Source organism: Sorangium sp. So ce693 (genome assembly GCF_051521375.1).
In the GTDB taxonomy this organism is placed as follows: domain Bacteria; phylum Myxococcota_A; class Polyangia; order Polyangiales; family Polyangiaceae; genus Sorangium; species Sorangium atrum.
The window spans coordinates 2,627,009-2,648,584 of record NZ_CP150347.1 but is presented as its reverse complement, the minus strand read 5'-3'; the positions used below and the strand labels follow the sequence as shown (position 1 = coordinate 2,648,584).

The 21,576-nt window shown below is 73.7% G+C and carries 13 protein-coding genes and 1 tRNA gene; 7 read left to right on the top strand and 7 right to left on the bottom strand.

Annotated features, from left to right (window positions below; translation table 11 throughout):
* The first annotated feature begins 86 nt into the window (after window positions 1-86).
* The 3 genes from rpsU to WMF14_RS10145 all read left to right on the top strand — a co-directional run bounded on the left by rpsU (window position 87) and on the right by WMF14_RS10145 (window position 1,941).
* Window positions 87-311: a 30S ribosomal protein S21 gene (gene rpsU / locus WMF14_RS10155; protein ID WP_012234386.1), complete on the top strand. Its 225-nt coding sequence runs from the start codon at window positions 87-89 to the stop codon at window positions 309-311.
* 217 nt (window positions 312-528) lie between these two features.
* The gene (locus tag WMF14_RS10150) at window positions 529-1,659 is read left to right on the top strand and encodes a glycosyltransferase (protein ID WP_437800418.1); all 1,131 of its coding nucleotides are present in this window, start codon (window positions 529-531) and stop codon (window positions 1,657-1,659) included.
* A gap of 207 nt (window positions 1,660-1,866) precedes the next feature.
* Window positions 1,867-1,941: transfer RNA gene (locus WMF14_RS10145), tRNA-Pro, on the top strand.
* A 147-nt stretch (window positions 1,942-2,088) separates the two neighbouring features.
* Here WMF14_RS10145 and WMF14_RS10140 read toward each other — a convergent pair.
* A complete protein-coding gene (locus WMF14_RS10140) occupies window positions 2,089-3,693 on the bottom strand; it encodes an amidase (RefSeq protein ID WP_272101430.1) in 1,605 nt (534 codons plus the stop codon).
* Between the two features lie 89 nt (window positions 3,694-3,782).
* Here WMF14_RS10140 and WMF14_RS10135 point away from each other — a divergent pair, with 89 nt between their 5' ends.
* Window positions 3,783-6,506: an ATP-dependent RNA helicase gene (locus WMF14_RS10135; RefSeq protein ID WP_437800416.1), complete on the top strand. Its 2,724-nt coding sequence runs from the start codon at window positions 3,783-3,785 to the stop codon at window positions 6,504-6,506.
* Between the two features lies 1 nt (window position 6,507).
* Here the strand turns inward: WMF14_RS10135 and WMF14_RS10130 are convergent, their stop codons facing one another.
* The 3 genes from WMF14_RS10130 to WMF14_RS10120 all read right to left on the bottom strand — a co-directional run bounded on the left by WMF14_RS10130 (window position 6,508) and on the right by WMF14_RS10120 (window position 9,107).
* Entirely contained in the window at window positions 6,508-7,545 is a 1,038-nt protein-coding gene (locus WMF14_RS10130) for a hypothetical protein (RefSeq protein ID WP_437800414.1), read from the bottom strand.
* On the bottom strand, window positions 7,545-8,642 hold the full coding sequence (locus WMF14_RS10125) for a bifunctional chorismate mutase/prephenate dehydratase (RefSeq protein ID WP_437800412.1): 1,098 nt from the start codon (window positions 8,640-8,642) through the stop codon (window positions 7,545-7,547). Before WMF14_RS10125 ends, WMF14_RS10130 begins: the two co-directional genes overlap by 1 nt.
* Before the next feature lie 123 nt (window positions 8,643-8,765).
* On the bottom strand, window positions 8,766-9,107 hold the full coding sequence (locus WMF14_RS10120; RefSeq protein ID WP_272101426.1) for an FmdB family zinc ribbon protein: 342 nt from the start codon (window positions 9,105-9,107) through the stop codon (window positions 8,766-8,768).
* Window positions 9,108-9,370: 263 nt separating this feature from the next.
* On the opposite strand from WMF14_RS10120, the gene smc reads away from it, so the two are divergent.
* The 3 genes from smc to WMF14_RS10105 all read left to right on the top strand — a co-directional run bounded on the left by smc (window position 9,371) and on the right by WMF14_RS10105 (window position 15,386).
* Entirely contained in the window at window positions 9,371-12,976 is a 3,606-nt protein-coding gene (gene smc, locus WMF14_RS10115) for a chromosome segregation protein SMC (protein WP_272101425.1), read from the top strand.
* Window positions 12,973-13,554 carry a hypothetical protein gene (locus WMF14_RS10110; protein ID WP_272101424.1) on the top strand — a complete coding sequence of 194 codons (582 nt, stop codon included), beginning with the start codon at window positions 12,973-12,975 and terminating at the stop codon, window positions 13,552-13,554. The genes smc and WMF14_RS10110 overlap by 4 nt, the downstream gene beginning before the upstream one ends.
* Window positions 13,555-13,736: 182 nt before the next feature.
* Entirely contained in the window at window positions 13,737-15,386 is a 1,650-nt protein-coding gene (locus WMF14_RS10105; RefSeq protein WP_437800409.1) for an ATP-binding protein, read from the top strand.
* Window positions 15,387-15,454: 68 nt separating this feature from the next.
* On the opposite strand, the gene WMF14_RS10100 is transcribed toward WMF14_RS10105, so the two are convergent.
* From WMF14_RS10100 to WMF14_RS10090, 3 genes are read right to left on the bottom strand one after another with little or no spacing between them, the layout of a single operon-like run.
* A complete protein-coding gene (locus tag WMF14_RS10100) occupies window positions 15,455-18,703 on the bottom strand; it encodes an error-prone DNA polymerase (RefSeq protein WP_437800407.1) in 3,249 nt (1,082 codons plus the stop codon).
* Window positions 18,700-20,565, bottom strand: a complete 1,866-nt coding sequence (locus WMF14_RS10095; protein ID WP_437800405.1) for a DinB/UmuC family translesion DNA polymerase — start codon at window positions 20,563-20,565, stop codon at window positions 18,700-18,702. Before WMF14_RS10095 ends, WMF14_RS10100 begins: the two co-directional genes overlap by 4 nt.
* A gap of 13 nt (window positions 20,566-20,578) precedes the next feature.
* Complete coding sequence (locus WMF14_RS10090) at window positions 20,579-21,379, bottom strand: recombinase A (RefSeq protein WP_272101420.1); 801 nt, start codon at window positions 21,377-21,379, stop codon at window positions 20,579-20,581.
* Between the last annotated feature and the right edge of the window lie 197 nt (window positions 21,380-21,576).

Genomic DNA, 21,576 nt, shown 5'->3' with positions numbered 1-21,576 from the left:
CGCGCCCCGCGCTGCCGGCCCCCGCCGGCTTGCATTCTGCCCGCCAACTGGGCCAGTTTTTTTCCCAGCAGAGGACGCTTCTAGACATGCCGACCGACGCCATTCAGTGCAAACCGCTCGAGGTCGCCGTGGGCGACAAGGGCATCGAGCGCGCCATCAAACATCTCAAGAGGAAGATGGCTGCCGAGGGGATCCTCCGCGAGCTGAAGCGGCGTCGGCACTACATGAAGCCGTCCGTGAAGCGACGGAAGAAGGCCTCGGAGGCCGCTCGTCGCCGCCGGAAGCGGTCCAAGATGGACATGGTCGCCTAGCGCGACTGGAGCGACCAGAGCGACCGCCCCGCGCGAGAGCAGCCGGCCAAGACGCAGAAGACGCACACGGACGCTTGATTCGAGCGTCCGCGGCGTGCTCTGCGTCTTGTCATTTTGTTCGTCCAGCCGTCGCCCCGGCGGCATGGTGCAACCGCGGCTGTGCGCCTGAGCGACGCGGAGGCGGTGCCCGCGCCGCGTCCAGCCTGGCGAGGTCCCGATGCGCGCCGTGGTGCTCACGACGTCCTATCCGGTCAGCGACGAGGATCCTTCCGGCCACTTCGTGCGGTCGTCGGCGGAGGCGCTCACGCGCAGCGGCGACGAGGTCCACGTGATCGCCGCCGGGGGCTCGGTCCTCGATCCGCCTTCTCGAGAGGGCCGGCTCGTCGTCCATCATGCAGGCGGGGGCGCGCTGTTCTCGTGGCCCGGCGCCGTGGCCCGCGCGCGCGAGTCGCCGCTCCGGCTGCTCTACGCGGCGCCGTTCGCGGCCGGCGTGCTCGATCGGCTCCGTGAGATCGGGCCGGTCGACCGCGCGGTGGCGCACTGGATCATCCCGTGCGCGTGGCCGCTCCTGCTCGCCCTGCCGCGCACGCCGCTCGAGGTGCACGCGCACGGCGCCGACGTCCGGCTCCTGCTCCGCGCGCCGCGCGCGGCTCGCGCCGCGGTGGTGAGCGCGCTCCTCCGGCGTGACGCGCGCTTCGTCTTCGCCGCGCGCGCGCTGCGCGATGCGCTCGCAGGCTCGCTCGCCCCGGAGCAGGCTCGCGCGCTGCACCTCGCCTCGCGCGTCGAGCCCCCCGTGTTCGATCTGCCGCCAGTCGCCGGGCGTGCTGCCGCGCTCCGTCGCGAGATCGTGAAGGGCCCCGGCGAGCGCCTCGCCGTCGTCGCGTGCCGGCTGATCCCGACGAAGCGGGTCGAGCTCGCGATCGAGGCGGTGCGCGCTGCGGGACCCGGGTTGCGCCTCGTCGTCGTCGGAGACGGTCCAGAGCGCGGCGCGCTCGAGCGCCTCGCGAGCGGCGGTGCGCTCGAGCGCCTCGCGAGCGGCGGCGACCTCGACGCGGGTAGCTCACGCGGCGCGGGCGTCACGGCGACCAGCGAGGGCAGCGCGGCGGTGCGCTTCACCGGCATGCTCCCGCGGAGGGAAGCGCTCGCGTGGATCGGCGCAGCAGACGTGCTGCTGCACCCTTCATCGCACGAGGCCGCCCCCACGGTGATCCGCGAGGCGCGCGCGCTCGGCGTGCCCGTCATCGCCTGCGACGCGGGCGACGTGGTCGCATGGTCCAGGAGCGACGACGGGATCCTGGTCGCGGAAGGCACCGCGCAGAGCCTCGCGGCCGCGCTCCGCAGCATCTGACCGCGCCGCTCGGATCGCGCGCCCGCGGCGTCGCGCGGAGAGCCCCGGCGTTCTCGCCGTGCGATCCGCGCCACGCGCCCCGCTGCAGCCGGCCAAACGCCCCATCTGGAGCGAGTCTGCGATCCTCGGTGCGATCCCCTTGCAATTCCCAAGGCTTCGACTACGGTGCGCCCTCGCTCCGCAGCGAAACGAGGCGGCGGAGTGGCTCGGGGCGTAGCGCAGCCTGGTTAGCGCACTTGACTGGGGGTCAAGGGGTCGGTGGTTCGAATCCACTCGCCCCGACTGGTCCGGCGGAGAGTTCTCCGGCGGACCTTTCGGCTTTGTAGGGCTTCAGCTTTGTCGACTGTGAACGCGCCGGACAGCGGCCGCGCGGCGGCATCATCGAGTTCCGGTGTCGTCCTGGCCAGCCGGCTCCCGGCGTTCACCGCGTCATCCGGCGAGCGAGGGCGGTGAGACAGGCGTGACGGGCCGATCGGTCTCGCCGGCGAGCTCGTCCTCGATGGCGATCATGGCGGCCATCACCAGGTGTTCGCTGAACGGGAAGCCGACCACCTGCACCCCGACGGGCAGCCCGACGCTCTTCGCATCGATCTCGGCGGCCCGCTTCTCCAGCCGGTCGCGCGGCCGCTCGCGGCGCGCCTCCTCGGGCCGCACGCGGGTCACGGGGACGACGCCGGCCGGGAACTGCGTGAGGTTCCAGAGCATCGCGGCGCTGCCCGCGAGGACGAAGTCGCGCGACGCGGTGTGCGGCAAGGCCGGCGTGGCGTACGGCGGGCAGAGCAGCAGGTCGAGCGCTTCGGCGCGCATCGCCGACGCGATCGCGGCGCGCGCCTCGCGCAGGGCGTGCGTGGTGCGCCAGAACTCCGAGACCGACTTCGGCCCGGTGACCTCGAGGAGGCGCTGGAGCCGCCGCTCGCCCGCGAGGCCAGCGACGCGCGCGGCGGCGCGGCGCGCGAACGGCGGGAGCGAGGCCATCGTGCGGAGCGAGCGGAGCGAGACGTCGATGTCCGTCCGCTCGCTGCCGTCCTCGCCGGCGTCGAGGAGCGACAGCGCCGTCGCGCCGCCGTCCGCCGAGAGCGCCGCAAAATACGCGTAGACCGCGTCGGGGATCCCAGGCGGCGTGAACGGCACGACCGTCGCGCCCCGCGCGCGCAGGGCCGACGCCGCCTTCGCGACGGCGCGGGCGACGGCGGTCGAGGGCGGGACCAGCCCGTCGTCGCAGTAGAACCCGACGCGCAGGCGCGCCACCTCGACGCTCGCCGGCTCGACCATCGGGAGCGGCGGCACGCGCACGTCGAGCTCCGCCATCGACGCGGGATCGAGCTCGGACATGACGAGCGCGACGTCGCGGGCGCTCCTGGCCATCGGTCCGATCTGCGCACGGATCGCCTCCTGCCCGAGGAGCGCCGTGTTGCTCCCCTTGTTGGTCCAGCGATCGAGCGTGGGCTTGAGGCCGACGATGCCGCAGCAGTGCGCGGGGACGCGGATGCTGCCGCCGATGTCCGTCCCGATGCCTAGCGGCGACATCCCCGCCGCGATGGCGGCCGCCTCGCCGCCGGACGAGCCGCCCGGGCTGTGATCGAGGCTCCACGGGTTCGCCGTCTGCCCGAAGAGCGGGTTGCGCGCCTCGTTGTACAAGAGCAGCTGCGAGACGTTCGTGCGCCCCAGGATCACGGCCCCGGCGCGGCGGAGCAGCGCGGTGACCGTCGCGTCGCTGGTCGCCCGGTGCCCCCTGCGGGAGGCGACGCCGAGCGTGGAGGCCATGCCGGCCATGTCGAGCGACTCCTTCACGGTGATCGGGAGCCCGTGGAGCGGGCCGCGGATGTCCCCGCGACGGCGCTCCTCGTCGAGGCCGCGGGCGGCCGCGAGCGCCTCGTCGTGGAGCACCTGGGTGAACGCGTGGAGCCGCGGTTCGAGCGCGTCGATGCGCGCCAGGTGCGCCCGCGTGAGCTCCTCGGAGCTGATCTCGCGCGCCGCCAGGAGCGCGGCGAGCACGGTCACTGAAAGATGGGTCGGATCGGTCGATGCGCTCACGGCGATTCGACGAGTATCACAGGTCCGCGCGCGCCAAGGATTGCTAGGCTCCGCTGCCGCGCGCCCACCGCGCGGAGAGCGCCGAAGCCATGCAGCCGCTGCCGATCGATCCGATCCTCCCCGATCTCTGCGCCGCCCTGCGCGCGCGCCCGAGCGTGGTGCTCGAGGCCCCACCCGGGGCGGGCAAGACGACGCGCGTACCGCGCGCGCTGCTCGACGCGGGCTTCGCGGAGCGCGGCGAGATCCTGGTGCTCGAGCCGAGGCGGCTCGCGGCGCGCCTGTCCGCGCGGCGCGTGGCCGAAGAGCTCGGCGAGCGCGTGGGCGAGACCGTGGGCTACACGATGCGCTTCGAAGAGGCGTCCAGCCCGGCCACGCGCGTCCGCTTCGTGACCGAGGGCGTGCTGACGCGGCGGCTCCTCGTCGATCGCGAGCTCCGGGGCGTGAGCGCCGTCGTGCTCGACGAGTTCCACGAGCGGCACCTCGCCGGCGACGTCGCGCTCGCGCTGCTGCGGCGCCTGCAGCGCGGCGCGCGGCCCGATCTCCGCCTCGTGGTGATGTCCGCGACGCTCGACGCCGGGCCGATCGCGGCGTTCCTCGGCGGGCCGGAGGCGCAGCCCGCCCCGGCGGCCGAGGCTGGACGCGGCCACGACGCGACGGCCGCCGGAGCCTCGGTGGCCCCGACCCTGCGCGCCGAGGGGCGGATGTTCGACGTCGCGATCGAGTACCTGCCGAGCGCCGGGGTGAGCGCGTCGACCCACGCCGCGGGCGACCGCCGCGCCCGGGCGCACTGGGGCGACAGGACGCTCGAGAGCCTGGTCGCGTCGTCGGTGCGGCAGCTCATCGAGGAGGGGCTCGACGGCGACGTGCTGGTGTTCCTGCCCGGCTCCGCGGAGATCAGGCGGGCGATGGACGCGTGCTCAGCCATCGCGAAGAGCGAGGACCTGCTGCTCCTGCCGCTCCACGGCTCGCTGTCCGCGGCGGAGCAGGACCGCGCGGTGCGCCCCGCGGATCGGCGCAAGATCATCCTCTCGACCAACGTGGCCGAGACCTCCGTGACCATCGACGGCGTCGTCGCGGTCGTCGACAGCGGCCTCGCGCGCGTGGCCGCGCACGCGCCGTGGTCTGGGTTGCCGACGCTCCGCGTCGCGTCCATCGCCCGCGCCTCCGCGGCGCAGCGCGCGGGGCGCGCCGGGCGGACGCGGCCCGGCCGCTGCCTCCGGCTCTACACGCGCGGGGATCTCGCCTCGCGGCCGGAGCACGAGGCGCCCGAGATCCGCCGGCTCGACCTCGCGGAGACGGTGCTCGAGCTCTGCGCCGCGGGGGTCACGGATCTCGAGGGGTTCGGGTGGCTGGAGGCGCCGCCCGCCGCCGGGCTCGCCGCGGCCGAGGCGCTGCTCGTGCGGCTCGGCGCGCTCGACGAGGGGCGGCGCGTGACGCCGACCGGACGGCGGATGCTTCGATTCCCGGCGCACCCGCGCCAGGCGCGGATGATCGTCGAGGCCGAGCGGCGCGGCGTCGCCGACGACGGGTGCACGCTCGCGGCGCTCGTCGCAGAGCGCGACCTCGGCGCGCCGCCGGGCGCGCGGGAGCCCCACGGTCGGAGGAGCGACGCGCGGCACAGCTCCGACCTGCTCGCCGCGCTCCAGGCCTTCGAGGAGGCGGATCGCGCGCGCTTCGCGGCGGACCGCCTTCGATGGCTGGGCGTGGACCCGGCGCGCGCGCTCACCGTGGAGCGGACGCGCAAGCAGCTCTCGCGGCTCGCCGATCACCGGAGCGCCGCGCCGCCGGAGACCGTCGAGGCGCGCGAGATCGCCCAGCGCATCGCGATCCTCTCCGGATACCCCGACCGGGTCGGGCGCCTCCGCCGGCCGACCAGCGCGACGGGTCGGACCGGACGGGAGGTCGTGCTCGCCGCCGGCGGGACGGCCGCGCTCTCCGAGGCGAGCGTCATCGACGACGTCGATCTCGTCGTCGCGGTCGACATCGAGGAGCGCAGCGAGGGGCGCTCGGCGCGCACGGTCGTCAGGGCGGCGAGCGCGATCGAGGCCGACTGGCTGCTCGACCTCTTCACGGACGCGATCCGGGACACGACGGAGGCGACGTGGAACGCCGCCGCGGAGCGCGCCGAGGTCGTGCGCCGGCTGTCGTACGACGCCCTCGTGCTCGACGAGGCGCGGCCGGCGGCGGGCGCGGGCGGTCCGCTGGCGGAAGCGGCGGCGCGGGAGCTCGCGGCGCAGGCGAGGGCGAAGGGGTGGCGGGCGTTCGTGAAGGGCGACGCCCTCGAGGGCTGGCTCCTGCGGGTCGCGTTCGTGCGCGCGCACTGCCCCGACGCAGCGTTGCCCGACGTGGACGAGGACGCGGTGCTCGCCACGCTCGAGGCGCTCTGCGACGGGCGCAGGAGCTTCGCCGAGCTCCGCGACGCCGATCTCTCGAGCGCCGTGCAGGCCTCGCTGAGCCCCGCAAAGGCGCGAGCGCTCGCCGAGCTCGCCCCCGAGTCGATCGTCCTGCCCGGCGGCCGACGGGCGCGCCTCGAGTACGCGGCGGGCGCGCCGCCGTCGCTCGCCTCCCGCCTGCAGGACTTCTTCGGCATGGCGGAGGGGCCGCGCGTCGCCGGTGGCCGGGTGCCCGTGGTGCTGCACCTGTGCGCGCCGAACCAGCGCCCCGTGCAGGTCACGACCGATCTGTCGGGGTTCTGGGCGCGCCACTATCCCGCCATCGCGAAGGAGCTCCGCCGCCGCTACCCGAAGCACGCGTGGCCGGACGACCCCGCCCACGCCGCGCCGCCTTCGCGCGCGCCGCTCCGCAAGGCTTGAGTCAGCGCACGACCGCCACGCTCCGCGCCGTGTCGGCGACCGTGCGGAGGAGCATGCGCACGATCCCCTCGCCGAGGGGCAGCGTGAACGCGACGTCGCTCTCGCGCTGCGCGACCTGCATCGGAGGGACGGAGCCGTAGCCGAAGCCCCACGAGGAGAGCACGCTCGCGATCCTGGCGATCTGCTCGAGGTTGCGGAGCGCGACGGCGCCGTTCGCCGCGCTCTGCGGGTCCGTGTACGTGAGGGCGCCGGCGAAGTTGACCCCGGGCGGCTGGAAGTTGCCGATGACGCGCACGTACTGGAGCCCCGCGAGGAAAGGGAGCTGCCCCGCCGCAGACGAGACCGCCGCCTGGCTCGAGAGGTCGCCGGCCACGGCGAACGACGCGCCCTTCGTCCCGAGCAGCTCGACCATCCACGAAGGCACGGAGCGCTTCAGCTTGCCGGAGCGGAGCCGATCGAGGGCCCGCCGCATCCCGGTCTCGTTGCCGGTGAGGATCGTGTGCGGCGTGAGCACGACGAAGCCGACGTTGCCGGCCGTGAAGAGATCGTTGTCCGCGTAGCGCGTCTTCACGAGCGGCGCGCCGATGACGGTGACCGACCTGGCGTCGGCGGAGCGGCGGATCGCGTCGACGTCGAAGTTGCCCTGCATCACGGCGCAGAAGTCCGCGCCCTGCATGGCGTAGAGACCGCCGTAGACCTTCACGATGTCGCGCGACGGGACGAAGTTCGACTCGGGGCCCAGCGGGAGCAGGCTCGTGACGATCTGGTTGACCTCGCCTCCCAGGCCGGAGGTGAACATGGCCGCCGCGTCGAGGTAACCGAGCATCACCGCCCCGCTCGGAAGGACGGCCAGGGGGTCGCGATCGATCGCCGTCGCGTCGATCTTCTCTCCGCCGACCAGCGCGAGGCTGTCGTCGGCGCCGCCGCAGCCGCCGAGCGCCGGGAGGGCGAGCGCCGCGATCGCGATCGCGCCCGCCGCGCGGCGCAGGACGGCAGCGCCTCGGGAATGGAACAGCGTCCGCACCATCGCGCTCGCCATCAAGCTCGCTCGTGCGGCGGGTCGGGGCGCTCCAGCGGGAAGGAGCCGATGATCTTCAGCATCTTCGTCTCGCGCTTCACGCCCTCGAGCGCCGCGACGAGCGCCCGATCGGTCGTGTGTCCGCTGACCTCCACATAGAACACGTAGTCCCAGCCCTCGCCGGGGACGGGGCGGGAGTGGACCCGACGGAGGTTGCAGCTGCGCTCCTTGAAGTGCTGGAGGATGTCGTGGAGCGCGCCGGGCCGATCGTGGACGCTGAAGAGGACCGCCGTGGCGTCGTGGCCCGAGCGCGGCGAGGGGAGCCGGGACAGCACCGCGTAGCGGATCCGGAGCTCCCCCTCGTCGCCGACGTTCTCGCGCGCGACCCTGAGCTCCTGCCCGCCGCCCGCGAAGCCGCGGGGGACGATGGCGGCGCTGCCCTCGTTCTCCGCCGCGAGATCCCAGGCGGCCTGCGGGCCCCGCACGTCGAGCACCAGGGCGCGCGGGTGCTGGAGCTCGAGGTAGTTCACGCAGGCCACGTGGTCCTGGGGCGAGGAGTACACCCGCTCGACGTCGGCGAGGCTGCCCGTCCGGTTCACGAGGTCGAGCGCCTGCACCAGCTGGCGCTCGCCGACCACCTTGAGGTCAGCGCCGCCGATCGCCTGGATCGTCGGGAAGATCGGCCCTTCCTTGAACGATTCATACGGGACCACCGCGAAGTCTGCGCGCGAGCGCGCGACCTCCTCGATGGCGGCGAGGGGGCTGTCGGCGCGGACGAACTCGCCGCCGATCCCGAAGTGATCGTGCGCCGCGGTCCAGCCATAGTCGCCCTCGGCCCCCAGGTACGCCACCCGCGGCGCGACCTCGAACGCGCGCGAGGCCGCGTCGATGGCCACGAAGATCGGCCGCACCGCGCGCTGCGGGAACGGCGGCGTCACGGCGCGCTCGAGCGCCTGCACGTGGGCCGCGTCGGCCGTGGGGGCGAACCGGGCCGTGCCCGTCCTCAGCTTGGCGAACTCGTGCGCGATGCGGGCCCGCCGCTCGATGCTGCGAAGGATTTCTTGATCCAGCTCCGTGAGCTGCCGGCGGAGCTCCTCAAGTCGCTTTCTCTCATCCATCCAGGGCACCCTAGCACCGCGCCCGGCGCCGGTGGGCACGCAGCACGGCCGACGCACCACGACGGCGCCGCTGCGCGCTGCGCCGCGCTGGCCACACCCCCGTCGCTGCTCGCCGAGCTGGCGTCAGGCCGCCGCGGAGGAGGCGGACGACGCGCTGGAGTCGCTCTTGGTGCCGCCGCTCGCCGACGAGGCGCTGCTCGACCCCGAGTCCGAGCTCGCCCCTTCCGACCCTGACGAGCTGCCCGACCCGCCGTCCGACTTCGCGGGCGGCTTGTTCGAGCCCGACGCATAGAGGTCGGAGTACCAGCCGCTGCCCTTGAGGATGAAGCCCGTGCCTCGCGAGATCTGCCGCCGGGCTGTCGCGTTGTGACACGACGGGCACTCCGAGAGCGGCGCCTCCTTGATGGACTGCTCGGCCTCCCATTCATGCGCGCAAGATGTGCAGGCGTACTCGTAAGTCGGCATGACGTTTCTACTCCTCGGAACAACCCGAGGAGTATGGTCACGTTAGCCACCTGTCAAGGCGGCTGCCAAAAGCCCACCTTGCGCCGTGGACATCGCACCACCCCCGGGATGCGCAAGACTTGGTCCTCGGTGCGCGGGTGGAGCCAGGATTCCGAGCTTGCCGCGCGGCGCCAGCCCACGTAGACCCCGAGACGCCAGTTGTGACGGTACGTGGCGTGCTGTGACGATACGTTTAAGCCCGCCCGGTCGGTCCCAGGGACGTCATGCGCATTCGTAAGCTCGAGATCAGCGGGTTCAAATCGTTCGTCGACCGGACGGTGGTCCATTTCGACACGGACGTGGTGGGCATCGTCGGTCCCAACGGCTGCGGCAAGTCGAACATCGTCGACGCCATCCGGTGGGCGATCGGGGAGCAGAGCGCCAAGCACCTGCGCGGCAAGTCGATGTCGGACGTCATCTTCAACGGCTCCGAGACCCGCGCCCAGCACGGGATGGCCGAGGTGACGCTCACCTTCGACAACAGCGAGCCGACGGCGGCGTCGCAGCTGCCGCTCGAGTACCGGGACTACGCGGAGATCGCGGTGACGCGGCGGCTCTTCCGCGACGGGACGAGCGAGTACCTCATCAACAAGACCCAGGTCCGCCTCAAGGACGTGACCGACCTCTTCCTCGGCACCGGCGTCGGCACGAAGGCCTACTCCATCGTCGAGCAGGGCAAGATCGGGCTCATCGTCTCGGCGCGCCCCGAGGACCGGCGGATGCTCATCGAGGAGGCCGCCGGCATCACGAAATACAAGGCCAGGAAGAAGCAGGCCGAGCAGAAGATGGACCAGACGCGGCAGAACCTGCTCCGCGTGGGGGACATCGTCTCCGAGATCCAGCGGAACCTCGCGTCCTTGAAGCGCCAGGCGGCCAAGGCCGAGCGGTACGTCAACTACCGCAAGGAGCTGGAGGACCTCGTGCTCCACGAGGCGTCGCACAAGCTCCTGGAGCTCACGGTGCTCACGCAGCACGAGTCGCTCGGCAGGGCCGCGCACGCGGAGCGCGAGCAGGCGTCGCGCACGGCGCTCTCGGCGCGCGAGGCCGAGATCGAGGTCACCCGGCTCGAGGCCCTCGCCTGCGAGGAGCGGGCCGAGCGCGCGCAGAACGAGGCGTTCGCGGCCGACAACCAGGTGCGCACCCACGAGGCGGAGATCGCGCGGGCGCGCGACCGCCTGCGGCACCTCGAGGAGCGGCTCGTCACCGCGGCCAAGGAGCAGGGAGAGCTCGAGAAGACGGTCGAGGAGCTCAGCGCAGAGAAGGCGCAGCTCGAGGCGCAGCTCGCCGGCGTCGACGAGGAAGAGGCGCGGGAGAGCGAGCTCGCGCTCGAGCAGCACGAGCGGCTCGAGGAGCTGCGCCACGGCGAGCGCACCGCCGAGCACGAGGTCGCCGCCCTGCGCCGGCGGGCCGCCGAGGCCACCGCGGCGGTCGCGGCCGCCGAGGCGTCGCTCGCCGGGTTCGATCGGCGCATGACGGAGATGAGCCAGCGGCGGGCGAAGCTCGAGGACGAGCTCGGGCGGCTGATGTACGAGTCGGAGGAGCTCGAGCGGCGGCGCTCGTCGCTGACGCGCAACGTGGCGGAGCTCGCCGAGGGGAAGCGGCTCTCGGCGGAAGACCGGACTCGGCTCGACGTCGAGATGAAGGCGCTGCGCGAGCAGGCGGTCTCGAGCGATCGTGCCGTGGAGCACGCCAAGAACGAGCTCGGGCAGCGGCGCAACCGGCTCCGCGCGCTCGAGGAGCTGCACGCGCGGCTGGAGGGCGTCGGCGCCGGGGTGAAGAACCTCCTCAAGACCAAGGACCCGGCGCTGCTCGGGCTCGTGGCCGACCGGATCGAGGCGCCGGCCGAGCTGACCGCGGCGTTCGCGGGGCTGCTCGGGGACCGGCTGCAGTGCGCGGTCGTGAGCGACGCCGAGCGCGGGATCGCGCTGCTCGCGGATCTGTCGAAGAACAACCGCGGGCGGGCGAGCGTGATCGCGGCGCGGCCCTCGTTCGTGGCCGGCGCGACGCGGCGGCCGCCGCGCGGGGAGGGCGTGCTCGGGCCGCTCGTCGACCGGCTCGTCTTCGCGCCCGAGGACGAGGCGCTGGCGCGCGCGCTCGTGGGGGACGCGGTGGTCGTCGCCTCCGCCGAGGTCGCGGCGCGGCTCGCGGCGGAGGGCGCGGGGTGCACGCTCGTGACGCTCGACGGCACCGTCCTCCGCGAGGACGGCGTGGTGAGCGGCGGCTCGGGCGACGCGGTCGCGGCCGGCATGATCGAGCAGAAGCGGGAGATGCGCGCGCTGCACGAGTTCGTCGCGACCAAGTCGGAGGAGGTGACGGCGCTGCTCGACGCGCAGCAGAAGCTCCGCCTGCGCATCACCGAGGTGGGGACGGCGCTGGAGCGGGCGCGGAGCGAGGCGCACGAGGGAGAGCTCGCCCTCGTGACGGCCGAGAAGGATCTCCGCCGCGCCGAGGAGCAGCTCGCCGCGGCGCAGAAGCGCGAGGGCGTGGTGCGCTCCGAGCTCGAGGACCTCGCCGACAACCTCGACGCCGGCGGGAGCGAGCAGCAAGCGGCCCGCGACAAGCTCGAGGCGGGGCGAGCGACGCGCGAGGCGGCGGCGGCCGGCCTCGAGCACGCCGAGCAGGTCGCGGCCGAGTGGCGCGAGCGGGTGCTCGGGCAGCAGTCGGTCGTGACCGAGCGCAAGGTGAAGCTCGCGCGCGTGCGCGAGCGCGCCGCGGCGGCGCGGGGCACGGTCGAGCGGCTCACGCGGTCGTGCAACGAGCTCCGGGGCCGGATCGCCCGGCTCGACCAGGAGCGGACGGAGAGCGCCGTGGGCGCGGGGAAGGCCGCGGCGACGATCATGATCGCGCGGGAGGCGCTGGTCCGCGCCGTCGCGGAGGCGCACGCGGCGCAGGCCGCGCTGACCGAGGCGCGGCGGTCGCTGGACGAGGCGCGGCAGGCGCACGGGGTGCGCGAGGCCGACCTGCGCGGGCTGCGGCAGGAGCTGTCCGAGGTGTCGGAGCGGCTCCGCAAGCACGAGCTCGCGCTGGAGCGGCTGCGGGTCGAGCACGACCACCTCATCGAGGGGGTGCGCGAGCGCTTCCGCGGGCTGGAGCTCGCCCGCGTGGTCGGCGACTACCACAAGCGGCCGCCCGCCGACGCCTCGCACCGCGCGCGCATCCAGGAGCTGACGGAGCTGCTCGACCGCATGGGCCCCGTCAACCTCGACGCCGTGCGCGAGCACGCCGAGGCCGAGGAGCGGTACACGTACTACTCGGGCCAGAAGGCCGATCTCGATAAGGCCCTCGACGACCTCGAGAAGGCGATCGCCCAGATGAACCGCGAGTCGAAGCGGCTCTTCAAGACGACGTACGATGGCATCAACGCGCGCTTCAAGGCGCTGTTCCCCAAGATGTTCCGCGGAGGGCAGGCGGAGCTCAGGCTGACGAACCCCGACGACATGCTGGAGACGGGGATCGAGATCCTGGCGCAGCCGCCGGGCAAGAAGCTCGGGAACATCGAGCTCATGAGCGGCGGCGAGAAGGCGCTCACCGCGGTGTCGCTCATCTTCGCGATCTTCCAGTTCAAGCCGTCGCCGTTCTGCATCCTCGACGAGGTCGACGCGCCGCTCGATGAGGCGAACGTGGCCCGCTACAACGAGGCGATCCGGAGCATGACGAGCCACTCGCAGTTCATCCTCATCACACACATCAAGCGCACGATGCAGTCGGTCGACGTGCTCTACGGCGTGACGATGCAGGAGCCCGGCGTCTCGAAGCTCGTCAGCGTGAAGATCAACGAGACGGCGAAGCGCCCGGAGCGCGAGGCGGCGCCGGCGGCGGCGGTGGCGTGAGCGCCGAGGGAGCGGCCGCGCTGCGCCTGTCGCGCGGCGCCTCGGGGCTCCGGCACCTCCGCTGGGCCCGCGAGGTGCTGGCGACGCTCGAGGCCCACCTCGAGCACAACCCGGCGCTCTCCGGCGCCGATCGCGAGGCGCTCCAGGGCGAGGCGAGCGCGCTCGCGGCGGCGGTGCAGGCGCTCAGCGGGGCGGTGAAGCCGTACCGGGATTTCCTCGAGCGGACGCGGGTCCGCCACCGCGGGCGCGTGCGCGTCGCGGAGTACCTGGTCCGAGAATCTGACGCGGGCGAGGCGGGCGGCGCGGCGCGCGCGCACCTTGGTGCGGCGCGCGCGCACCTTGAGGAGGCGCTTGTGGAGCTCACCTGGATGGAACAGGCGCAGCGCCAGCCGCTCAAGGCAGCGCTCTCGGCCGAGATCGATCGGCTGCGCGAGGCGATGGCGCGGATGGATGCACACCTCGCGGGGCGGCTCTCCGAGAAGTTCGTCGAGAGCCTGTACCCGCCGCTCACGGACGACGCGACGAGGGTCGTCGACGACGGCGATCCGGACGACGACGCGACGGCCAGCCCTCGATAGCCACGCGAAGCGGGCGAGCCGATCGGCTCGCGAGCGGCTCGAAGGAGACCGGCGACGCGACGAGGTCGCCTGGCAGGCGCAGCGGAACGGATCACCATGCCTGCACGCCGGGGTGGAGATGCGGTAAGGATCCTCGAAGGACTCCTGAAACGGGTCTTCGAAGGACAGCTGAGAGGACGTCGATGGGCTGCGCGGAGCCGGCCGCCATCCTGCTCCTCCGCGGGTGCGCCGCGGCGAGCGAGCGATTCGAAGCGCTGATCCGACGCCATGTGCCGGACGTCGGCGTCACCTCCGATCCCGCGCACGCCCTGGAGCGGTGCCTGGGCGAGGCGCCGCCGGTGCTCGCCGTCGATTGGAGCGAGCCCGCCAGCGCCGCCGCGCTCTGCAGCCGCGTGCGGGCGCAGCCCGGCGGCGATGCGGTGTTCGTCCTCGCGATCACCGAGCGCGACGCGGACATCGACGGCATCCTCGCGGCCGGCGCGAGCGATTTCCTGCTCGCGGGCGGCGACGGCGCGGGCCACCGGGCGCGGCTCTCCGTCGTCCGCGAGCGCGCCGCGCGCGACGCCGTCTCGCGCCGGACGCTCGCGCAGACGCAGGTCCGCCTCGTCGGCGCCGGTCGCATGGCGAGCGTCGGCACGCTGGCCGCCGGCGTCGCCCACGAGATCAACAACCCCCTCGCCTTCGTCATCACGAACGTCGACGCGGCCATCCGGCGCATCGGCTCGCTCGATCGGCGGAATAGCGCTGCGCGCGGCGGCCCCTGGGCTCGCTCTCACGGCGACGGCCGCGCGTCATCGAGCGAGCTCTCCGACGTGCTGAGCCTGCTGGAGGACGCGCGCGAGGGCGCCGAGCGGGTGCGGATCATCGTGCGCGATCTCCACAGCTTCTCGCGCGCCGAGGAGGACCGCCGCGGGCCGGTCGACCCCCGGCGGGTGCTCGACTCCTGCATCCACATGGCGATGAACGAGATCCGACACCGCGCCCGCGTCGTCCGGAGCTTCCAGGAGGTGCCGCCCGTCCAGGCGAACGAGCCGCGGCTCGCGCAGGTCTTCCTGAACCTCATCGTGAACGCCGCGCAGGCCATCCCCGAGGGGCTCGCCGAGCAGAACGAGATCGAGCTCTCGACGCGCTGTGACGCCGAGGGGGCGGTCGTCGTCGAGGTGCGCGACACGGGCGCCGGGATCGCGCCCGAGTCGCTCGGGCGGATCTTCGAGCCGTTCTACACGAGCAAAGAAGCTGGCGAAGGGCTCGGGTTGGGGCTCGCGATCTGCCACTCCATCGTCACGGCGCTGGGGGGTCGGATCGAGGTGGACAGCCGCCCCGGCAAGGGGAGCACGTTCCGCCTCGTCCTCCCCGCCGCCGCGGCCAGCGAGGCGCACGCCTCTGCGGCGCCCGGCTCCGGCGCGTCGAGGTGGCCGCGCGAGAGCGGCAGCCTCGACGCGCTCGCGCCGAAGGCGGCGCCGCGACAACGGGTCCTCATCATCGATGACGAGCCGCTGCTCACGCGGGCCATCGCGGGGACGCTCGAGCCACGGCACGAGACGACCGCGACCGCGAGCGCGCGCGACGCGCTCCGCCGGATCCGCGCCGGAGAGCGGTACGACGCCATCCTGTGCGACCTCATGATGCCCGACATGACGGGAATGGACTTTTACACCTCACTTGCCGAGCACGCGCCCGAGCAGCAGCGCCGTGTCGTGTTCCTGACCGGCGGCGCCTTCACGGAGCGCAGCAAGGCGTTCCTGCAGCAGATCGACGCCCGGCTGCTCCTGAAGCCGTTCGACGCGGCGACGCTGCTCTCGCTGATCGACGAGGTCGTCGCCGCCCGCTGACGAGCGCGTTGGTCGACGAGGTCGTCGCCGATCGCCCTGGGCTCCGGGAGCGCGACGCCGGCGCGCCCTCAGCGGTAGTCGCGCGACTTGAGCGCGATCTCCTCGCCGCTGGGCAGCTCCAGCCGATCGAGCTCGCGCGCGAGGACGTGGACGACCTGGCCCTGCCGCTCGACCCGCCCGGCGACGAGCAAGAGCGCCGCGTTCCTCGCCACGTGCTCGTACTCCGCGAAGACCTGCCTCTGGACGATGACGTTGACCACGCCGGTCTCGTCCTCGAGCGTCATGAACGTCACGCCGCTCGCGGTCGCCGGCCGCTGGCGTCCGACCACCATCCCGGCGACGCGCACGCTCTCCCCGTCGCGCGCGGCCTTGATCTCCTCGGCGGTACGCACGCGCCCGGCGCCGCGCCGCCGCTTGAGCGCCCGCCGCACGTGCCGCATCGGGTGGTCGTGCAGCGACAGACCCACGCGCCCGTAGTCCAGCGCGAGCTGCTCCAGCGGCCTGAGCGGAGGGAGCCCGACGTCCCGGTCCTGCTCGATCGGAACGCCCTCGAACAACCCCTCCACGCGGGGGGCGCGCGCGCGCCAGAGCGCCTCTCTCCGGGCAGGTACCAGCGCGGCGAGCGCGCCCGCCTCTGCGAGCGCCTCCACCTCGTTCTTCTTCAGCTCCGTGCGCCTCACGAGATCCGGGAGGCTCGTGAACGGCGCCTCCTCGCGCGCCGCCACGATCGCCGCCACGGCCGCCTCGCCGAGCCCCTTCACGAGCCGCATGCCGAGCCGCAGCGCCGGGCCCGCCGAGGGCTCGGCGCCGGGCTCGAGGGCCGCGTCCCACGCGCTCTGCACAACGCACACCGGCCGCACCTCCACGCCGTGCCGCTGCGCGTCCTGCACAAGCGCCGACGGGCTGTAGAACCCCATCGGCTGCGCGTTGAGCAGCGCGCAGGTGAACGCCGCCTGGTGGTGGACCTTGAGCCAGGCCGACGCGTACACGAGGAGCGCGAAGCTCGCCGCGTGCGACTCCGGGAAGCCGTACTCCCCGAAGCCCTGGATCTGCTGGTAGAGCATCTCCCCGAACTTCGCCGAGATCCCCTGCTCGGCGAAGCCATGGATGAGCCGCCCGCGGTGCCGCTCCAGGCGCCCGTGCTTCTTCCACGCCGCCATGTCGCGGCGCAGCTGGTCGGCCTCGCCCGGCGTGTAGCCCGCGCCGACCATCGCGATCTGCATCACCTGCTCCTGGAAGAGCGGAACGCCGAGCGTGCGCTCCAGGATGGGATCCAGGCACGGGTGCGGAGACACCGGCGGCTCCTGCCCCGTCCGCCGGCGCAGGTAGGGGTGCACCATCCCGCCCTGGATGGGCCCGGGGCGCACGATCGCCACCTCGATCACCAGGTCGTAGAACTTGCTCGGCTTCAGCCGCGGGAGCATCGCCATCTGCGCGCGGCTCTCGATCTGGAACACCCCCACCGTGTCGGCCCGGCCGATGGCCTCGTAGACAGCCGGATCTTCTGGCGGGATCTGCGCGAGCGCCGCGATCGGATCGAACGCGGCGCCTCGGCCCGCGTGGAGCGAGGCCCCCGCGGGCGCAGGGGCCCCTGCAGCGTCAACCGAGGGAGCCACGAGCCCGGCGTACCGGTCCGAGTGGATCAAACCGAGCGCCTTGCGGATCGCCGTCAGCATGCCGAGCGCCAGGACGTCGATCTTGAAGAAGCCGAGATCGTCGAGATCGTCCTTGTCCCACGGGATCACCGTGCGGCCCTCCATCCGCGCAGGCTCGACCGGGGCCACCTTGTGCAGCGGCTCCGACGACAGCACGAAGCCGCCCACGTGGATCGAGAGATGACGCGGGAAACCCTCGAGCGCGCTCGCCATCATGACGGCCTGCCGGACGCGCACGTCATCCGGATCGAGGCCCGCCTCGCTGACCCGCTGCTCGGTGATGTCCGCCTCGTGGTGGAGCACGAGGCCGCTCAGCCGATCGACCTGATCCGCCGAGAAGCCGAACGCCTTGCCGACCTCGCGGAGCGCGCTCTTGCCGCGGTAGGCGATCACCTCCGAGACCATCGCCGCCCGGTCGCGCCCGTACATCTCGTAGATCGCCTGGATCACCTCCTCCCGGCGCTCGTGCTCGAAATCGACGTCGATGTCCGGGGGCTCGTGGCGCTCCTCCGAAAGGAAGCGCTCGAAGAGCAGGCTCGACCGGGCCGGGTCCACCGCCGTCACGCCGAGCACGAAGCACACCGCGCTGTTCGCCGCGCTCCCGCGGCCCTGGCAGAGGATCTGCCGCGCGCGCGCGATCTTCACGACCTGCTGCACGCTGAGGAAATAAGGCGCCACGCCGAGCTTCGCGATCAAGGCGAGCTCCTTCTCGATCTGCGCGCGCACCGGAGGCGGCGTCCCCTCCGGGTAACGGTCGCGGCAGCCCTCCTCGGTGAGGCGGCGCAGCGCCTGATCCGACGTCTCCCCCGGCATGCAGAGGGCGTCGCTCGGGAAGCTGTAGCGGAGCTCGGACAGCGAGAAGCGGCAGCGGGACGCGACCTCCACCGTGCGCGCGATCCAGGCCGGATGATCGCGGAACAGCGCCGCCATCTGCGCGCCGGACCGCACGTACGCCTCCGCGTTCGGCGCGATCCGCGTCCCCGCTTGATCGAGCGTGGTCTTGGTCCGGATGCACGCGAGCACGTCCGCGAGCGGCTTGCGCGACGGGTGATGATAGAGCGGGCGCGCCGTCGCCACCACGCAGGGGCCGTAGCGGCGCTCCGCCGCGAGGGCCGCCGCGACGCGCTCGCCGTCACGGCGGTCGAGGTGCTTCCAGGTCGCGACGAGCGCGCGCTCGCCGAACGCGTCTCGCAGCGCGCCGATGAGCGCGCCGGAGACGCCCGCGGGCACGAGAGGATCGAGCGGCACGATCGCGGAGAGGCCCCGCTGCGCGGCCGCGATCGCCTCCGCCGAGATGCTCGCCATCCCCTTCTCGCACTCGGCGTGCGCGATCGTGAGCAGGCGGCAGAGGTTCGCGTAACCCTCGCTGTCCTCGACCAGGAGGACCACCGACGGCCGGACCTCCGGCCCGCGCTCGCCGCCCCCGCGCGGCGCGCCCAGCGTCAGCTCGGCCCCGACGATCACCCGCTGCTCGACCTTCTTCGCCGCCGTGTGCGCCCGCACGCTGCCGTAGATCCCGTCGCGATCGCAGAGCGCGAGCCCCTCGAGGCCGAGCTCCTTGGCGCGGTGCACGAGCTCCTCGGGGTGCGAGGCGCCCTCCAGGAAAGAGAAGCAGGAGCGGCCGCAGAGCTCCACGAACGGGACCGACGCGCCGGCGCTCACTCGCACCACCCCTGCAGGAAGGCCTCGCCCGTCGCGCGGTCGACGTAGATCCACGCTTCGCCGCAGGAGCTCGCGCTCGCGCCGTCTCGAGGAGGGCGCAGCTCGCCGAGGCGCGCCGGGGCGGCCTTGCCGGACGGAGAGCCCGAGACGAGCCAGGCGCGCGCGTAATCGCGCGACGCCGGCGTGGGCGTCCACCACTCCACCGCGTCGATCCGCATCACGAAGGAGAGCCGCTCGATCGCGTAGAGGTGCCGATCGACGGCCACGATCGCCCCGCGCCCCACCCGGCCGAGCGGGATCGGCTGCGCGAGGAGCCGCGCGGGCTCGAGCGCCGGCGCGTCCGCGCCCTCCGCCTGCTCCGCCGCGCCCCGATCCGCCGCGGCGCGCGCGCGGGCCGCGGCGGACGCGCGCGTCATGGCCGCCTCGCCGGAGGCCGGCACGAGCCGCGAGCGCGCCTCGGGGCGGTGCGCGTCGGCGATCTCCAGGATGCCCACCCGCTCCTGGCCGATCTCCGCCGAGAGCTCGGCCAGGAGCGCCGGCAGGCTGTCGGGATCGACCGACCGGTCGCGCGACAGATCGAGCTGCACCCGACGAGCCCGCGCGATGCGCGAGGCGATGACGTGGACCCCCACCGCGGGCGCCGCGAGCTCGATCCGCTCGAGCTTCGCCTTCAGCGGGCGGAGCAGATCGCCCGCGTCCGAGAGGGGCACCGGCATGTCGACGTGGAAGCGCAGCGAAGGGCCGCGCCCGTCGTCTTCCAGGAGCGCCGCGGCGCCGTCGTCCTCGCGCTCGCCGAGGCGGAGCCGCGCGATGGAGCGATCGTAGGCGATCGCCACGTTGAGCCGCCCACACGCCTCCCCGCGCGCGGCGAGCCGCGAAGCGATCCGCGACGTCATGCCGCGCAGCACGAACAGGAGCGACTCGGCGCTCTCGATCGGCTCGTCGAAGAGCACCTCCTCCTCGAGCAGCCGGGGCACCTCGAACGGCAGGAGCGGCACGGGATCGCGCCCGGCGAGGAGCTCCATCACGTCGGCCGTCCGCGGCCCCAGCCGCGCCGCCACCTGCGCCCGCGGCAGGCGCGCGAGATCCTCGACGCGGAGCACGCCGAGCCGGACGAGGAAGCTCGCCACCTCGCGCTCGACCGGGAGCGCCTGCACCGGCAAGGGCCCGATCGCCTGCGCCCCCTTGCCCGGCGGCGCGATCGGGGCCTCCGCCCCTCCCCCGCCGTCCGCGTGCGCGCCGAAGCGCGCGAGCGCCTGCGCGAGCCGCGGTCCGTCGGCGATCGCGAGCCGCGCCCGGTGGCCGAGCGCCGCGACGCGCTCGCCGAGCTCGCCGAGCAGCGCCTCCTCGCCGCCGACGAGGTGCGACGCCCCGGTGATGTCGAGCCACACCGTGTCGTACGGGCCGTCGCCCCAGGGGCTCCTCGCCTCGCTCGCGGCGCGCTCGGGAGCGCGGCTCGCCCGCGACGCGCCCGCGCGCGCGGCGCCCTGCTCGCCGAGCTGGATCGCCGCCGTCGCCCCGAGCCCGAGCGCCACCTCGGCGACCCGGCCGAGCGCCGCGTCGATCTCGGCGAACGTCACCCGGTGGATCGCGAGGTGGGCGACCAGCGCCGCCGCCTCGACGACCTTCTGTCCCGGCCTCACCCCGTACCGCCTCGCCTCGTCGTCGACCACGTCGATCACCGCCGCCGGCGCCTGCGGCTCGCGCTCGGGCCGCGGCGCGGCCGCCGCGCGGCGGTCCTCGTCGCCCCCGAGGATCACCGCGAGCGGCGCCTTCCCGCTCGGCGAGACCGGCCCACGCTGCTTCACCAGCTCGCACGCGAGCTGCGGGAGCACGATCGCCACAATGCGCTTCACCGCCATCGCCTCTCCTCCCTCACGCCCGCGACAGCGCGGGCCGCGGCTCGCCGCCCGCCGTCCGCTCTGCCCTGTCCCCGGGCCGCTCCCCGAGCACCACCGGCGTCGGCGAGGTCACGCGCCCCCGGCGGTCCTTGGCGACGCGGACCATCAACCGGTTCTCGGCGACCTGCTCGAGCTCCAGCCGCATCGCGACCGGCAAGGGCATCGGCCGCGCCGCCTGGCGATCGGTGAGGAGCAGGATCGTCCCGTCGCTCCCCTCGATCGCCAGGGCGAGCTTGCGCACCACGTTGACCCAGCGCGCGAGGTCCTCCTCGCGGCGCCCCGCCCCGGGCGCGCTCCGCTCCCCCTTCCCCGCGCCCTGGCCGAAGGCCCCCGGGACCCCGGCCACGTCGATCACGAGCACCGCAAATGCCCGGCTCATCGCCATCCGGACCGCGACCTTCGCGAGCACCTCCGGCGGGGGCCGCACCACGAGCAGCCGGCTCAGATCGACCTGCGCGCGCGCGACCGCGGGCGCGAAGAGCGAGCCGCTCGGGTCGATCCACGCGCACCACGCCCCCGCCGTCGCGCTCGTCCCGCGCAGCCGCGCCTCCGCTTGCGCCGACGCGCACGCGGAGAGGGCGAGCGAGGTGGACCGCCCCAGCCCCCGCGGCGCGGCGAGCTCCACCACCCCCCCGCGCGGCAGCCCCCCTTCCGGGAGCGCGTCGTTGATTTCCCGCAGGCCGAGCGGGAGCGTCTTGGCGCGCGCTTCGAACTCGGGGAGGGTATGGCGCAGGAGGTCCCGGGCAAGCGGAGCGGCAAGAGCGGCGGACGACATACTGAACACGATAACAGTGCCCCGCGCGGCTGCCAACTTTGCAGGACGAACAACGTCCTACCTGCGCCCGTGGCGTTCTCCTTTTGCCCTCCCAGGGCTCTGGAGCGGCCTCTCCGGCAATTTCTGTGCAGATAGGATGGCAGGACGACGGGGATGAAGCGAATGCCGTCACGGGCTCTTCAATAAGTCCGACCTGG

Bases quoted from the DNA above. Each gene is read 5' to 3' on its own strand.
- rpsU (WP_012234386.1), top strand. From the start codon at position 87: ATGCCGACCGACGCCATTCAGTGCAAACCGCTCGAGGTCGCCGTGGGC.
- WMF14_RS10150 (WP_437800418.1), top strand. From the start codon at position 529: ATGCGCGCCGTGGTGCTCACGACGTCCTATCCGGTCAGCGACGAGGAT.
- WMF14_RS10135 (WP_437800416.1), top strand. From the start codon at position 3,783: ATGCAGCCGCTGCCGATCGATCCGATCCTCCCCGATCTCTGCGCCGCC.
- WMF14_RS10130 (WP_437800414.1), bottom strand. From the start codon at position 7,545: ATGGCGAGCGCGATGGTGCGGACGCTGTTCCATTCCCGAGGCGCTGCC.
- WMF14_RS10125 (WP_437800412.1), bottom strand. From the start codon at position 8,642: ATGGATGAGAGAAAGCGACTTGAGGAGCTCCGCCGGCAGCTCACGGAG.
- WMF14_RS10120 (WP_272101426.1), bottom strand. From the start codon at position 9,107: ATGCCGACTTACGAGTACGCCTGCACATCTTGCGCGCATGAATGGGAG.
- smc (WP_272101425.1), top strand. From the start codon at position 9,371: ATGCGCATTCGTAAGCTCGAGATCAGCGGGTTCAAATCGTTCGTCGAC.
- WMF14_RS10105 (WP_437800409.1), top strand. From the start codon at position 13,737: ATGGGCTGCGCGGAGCCGGCCGCCATCCTGCTCCTCCGCGGGTGCGCC.
- WMF14_RS10095 (WP_437800405.1), bottom strand. From the start codon at position 20,565: ATGGCGGTGAAGCGCATTGTGGCGATCGTGCTCCCGCAGCTCGCGTGC.
- WMF14_RS10090 (WP_272101420.1), bottom strand. From the start codon at position 21,379: ATGTCGTCCGCCGCTCTTGCCGCTCCGCTTGCCCGGGACCTCCTGCGC.